The organism is Kitasatospora sp. NPDC059803 (assembly GCF_042732255.1).
In the GTDB taxonomy this organism is placed as follows: domain Bacteria; phylum Actinomycetota; class Actinomycetes; order Streptomycetales; family Streptomycetaceae; genus Kitasatospora.
The window spans coordinates 1-3,293 of the sequence record NZ_JBHWIJ010000492.1 but is presented as its reverse complement, the minus strand read 5'-3'; the positions used below and the strand labels follow the sequence as shown (position 1 = coordinate 3,293).

At 71.6% G+C, this 3,293-nt stretch carries 4 protein-coding genes; all 4 read left to right on the top strand.

Going from position 1 to position 3,293, the window contains the following annotated elements:
• Window positions 1-446 precede the first annotated feature (446 nt).
• The 4 genes from ACFV6I_RS38620 (at window position 447) to ACFV6I_RS38605 (ending at window position 3,231) form a co-directional block, all read left to right on the top strand.
• A complete protein-coding gene (locus ACFV6I_RS38620) occupies window positions 447-686 on the top strand; it encodes a hypothetical protein (protein WP_380430862.1) in 240 nt (79 codons plus the stop codon).
• Window positions 687-778: 92 nt separating this feature from the next.
• Window positions 779-1,072, top strand: a complete 294-nt coding sequence (locus ACFV6I_RS38615) for a Dabb family protein (protein WP_063348630.1) — start codon at window positions 779-781, stop codon at window positions 1,070-1,072.
• A 338-nt stretch (window positions 1,073-1,410) separates the two neighbouring features.
• Entirely contained in the window at window positions 1,411-2,193 is a 783-nt protein-coding gene (locus tag ACFV6I_RS38610) for an RNA polymerase sigma factor SigF (RefSeq protein ID WP_244293642.1), read from the top strand.
• Window positions 2,194-2,337: 144 nt separating this feature from the next.
• Window positions 2,338-3,231, top strand: coding sequence for an RNA polymerase sigma factor SigF (locus ACFV6I_RS38605; protein ID WP_063348628.1), 894 nt, complete (start codon window positions 2,338-2,340; stop codon window positions 3,229-3,231).
• Window positions 3,232-3,293: the final 62 nt, after the last annotated feature.

Here is a 3,293-nt window from a genome sequence, read left to right as displayed (position 1 = left end):
CACACGGCCCCCGCCGCGATTGGGGGTGTGGGGCCCCCGCCCCGGGGTTTGCCACCCCCCCCGCACCGCCGGCAACCCCCGACGGCCGGCCCCACCCGCCGGGCCCTTCGGCGTTTCCGCGCACCCTCGAACGCGAAAAGGGCTCCGTACTCCGGGCTGATGACCACCAACGCCCGGAGAGTACGGAGCCTGGAAAGGGGGAGCGGCTCGGGGGGACGACCGCTCCCCCGGCGGAGTCCCACAACCGGCGCCGCGTCGGGGGGAAGCCGCGGCGCCCGGTCCCACAGCGGGGAGCTCCGGATCCACGCACCGGGGATTCCTGCCAGATCCTCGGCACGTCTTCCATCCTGCCGCCCGGGCCGCTTCCGGGCATCCGGAGAAAGGCCCCACTCACGGGGACCTTCGTCCCGCCGGGCGAACGCGTCGCACACTTGATAGCCCGTCCGATGGATAAGCTGCTTCCGCAGGGCCGCTCGGGGATCCGGATGGCGGCGGCCCACAGCAGGAGAGGACGACACCCGATGGCGCAGGCGAAGAAGATCGGCATGGCCCTCCTGCTCATCTTCGTCCTCTACTCGATCATCAGCTCGCCGGCCCGCTCCGCCCAGCTCGTCCAACTGGGCTTCGAGGGCATCTCGAACGCGGCCAAGGCGGTCGGCACCTTCATGACCGGACTGATCAAGTGAGCGCTCCGCTCGCATAGGGCCCGTCGTCCCGCCCCGGCGCACCGGCTACGGTGTGCGGGACCCTCTGTCCCCGTCCGCGAGGAGCGGCAATCGTGATCCGGCATCTGGTCCTGTTCAAGCTCAACGAAGGCGTCCGCAAGGACGACGAGCGCGCGCTCGCCGGCGCCAAGGCGTTCGCCGAGCTGGGTTCGCTGATCCCCGAGCTGCGCGAGTGGGAGTGCGGCTGGAACACCACCGAGCGGGACATCGCCCACGACTACGCGATCAACAGCCTGGTCGAGGACCGCGACGCCCTGCACGCGTACCTGACCCACCCGGCCCATCAGGCCGCGGCCGGTCAGTGGCGCGAATTCGCCACCTGGGTGATCGCCGACATCGAGGTCTGACACCCGAGGCACCCGGGTCCGTCCCTCGGACGGCCCGCCGCGCCCCGTCCGGCCACCGGACGGGGCGCCTTGCTCCGCCCCGGAACGATCCGTGCGGCGCCTGGGCGGGAAGCCCGGTGAAGCCCCGATGCCGCACCAACACACCTCCGCCGGGTGCTTGCCCGACCTGCGCCCGCCTTGTGATGCTATGACCGGTTTTGCCGGACATGGCGAGGTGGTGAAGCAGCCGCGACACCCGATCCGCAGGGCCCTTCGTTATCGACTGAGGGAGGGGTGACGTGTCCGACGAGGTACTGGCGTCGATCATCAGCCCGGCCGGCGAGCTCCGCCCGGACGGTCTGCGCGGCCCCGGCGGCCGCCCCGCGGTGGACGTCCGGACGCTGACCCGGGTGCTGTTCGAACGGCTCGCGGAGCTGCCCCCGGGCACCCCCGAGCGGGAGCGGGTCCGGGCCGCCCTGATCGAGGTGAACATCCCCCTGGTCCGCTACGCGGCCACCCGCTTCCGCAGCCGCAGCGAACCGATGGAGGACGTCGTCCAGGTCGGCACCATCGGCCTGATCAACGCGATCGACCGGTTCGACCCCACCCGCGGCGTCCAGTTCCCCACCTACGCACTGCCCACCATCCTCGGCGAGATCAAGCGCTACTTCCGGGACAACGTCCGCACCATGCACGTCCCGCGCCGGCTCCAGGAGCTGTGGGTCCAGGTCAGCGGCGCGATGGAGGAGCTGACGGTGCTGCACGGCCGGGCCCCCAAGGTGCCGGAGATCGCCGCCAGCCTGCGGATCCCCGAGGAGGACGTCCGGGCCTGCCTGGACGCCGGGCGGGCCTACAACGCGGCCTCGCTGGAGGCGGCGCAGGAGCACGAGGGCGGACTCGCCCTGCTGGACCGGCTCGGCTACGAGGACTCCGCGCTGGCCGAGGTCGAGCACCGGGACATGGTCCGCCACCTGCTGGTCCAGCTGCCCGAGCGGGAGCGGCGGATCGTGATGCTGCGGTTCTTCGCCAACCTGACCCAGTCGCAGATCAGCACCGAGCTGGGGATGTCCCAGATGCACGTCTCGCGGCTGCTCTCCCGCATCCTGACGAGGCTTCGGACCGGCAACTCCTGGGAAGACTGAGATTGCAGCGCGTTACCCTCGCGTGACATCTTGCGACGTTCGGGTTTGCCGTGCACCGTGTTCCGGTATGGAGGGGGAGGGCCCCCGCCGGGAACCTCCGTGCGACGGCCCCCGTTCAACTGTCAGTCACAAGGGGGTGGGCGCATGTCCGGAGAGCTGGGCACTGCGGAGATCCACGCTGGTCAGGCCAACGGTACGGCTGTCGCCGAGGACCGGATCCCGCTCCAGCGGGTCCCGGCCGCCGCGCCGCCCGGGCCCGAGGCGCCGCCCGGCTCCGGGCTGGACACCCGGACGCTGTCGCGCTCGCTGTTCCTGCGGCTGGCCGCCCTGGAACCGGGCAGCGCGGAGCACACGTACGTCCGCGACACCCTGATCGAGCTCAACCTGCCGCTGGTCCGGTACGCCTCGGCGCGCTTCCGCAGCCGCAACGAGCCGATGGAGGACATCGTCCAGGTCGGCACCATCGGCCTGATCAAGGCGATCGACCGGTTCGACCCCGAGCGCGGGGTGGAGTTCCCCACCTTCGCGATGCCCACCGTGGTGGGCGAGATCAAACGCTTCTTCCGGGACACCAGCTGGTCGGTCCGGGTGCCCCGGCGGCTCCAGGAGCTGCGGCTGGCGCTCACCAAGGCCGGTGACGACCTGTCCCAGCGGCTGGACCGCTCCCCCACCGTCGCCGAACTGGCCACCTGCCTGGGGGTCAGCGAGGAGGACGTGGTCGAGGGCCTCGCGGTGGGCAACGCCTACACCGCCAGCTCGCTCGACTCCAGCCCCAGCGAGGAGGACGGCGACGGACCGCTGGCCGAGCGGCTCGGCTACGAGGACCTCGCGTTGGAAGGCGTCGAGTACCGGGAGTCGCTGAAGCCGTTGCTGGCCAAGCTGCCGCCGCGCGAGCGCCGGATCATCATGCTGCGGTTCTTCGGCAACCTCACCCAGTCGCAGATCGGCGACGAGATCGGCATCTCCCAGATGCACGTCTCCCGGCTGCTCACCAGGACGCTGACCCAGCTTCGTGAGGGCCTGATCAGCGAGGGCTGATCCTGCCCCGGGAGGCCACCCGTCGCGGGGGCGGCGCGGGCGGCGGGCGGCCCGCGCCGCCC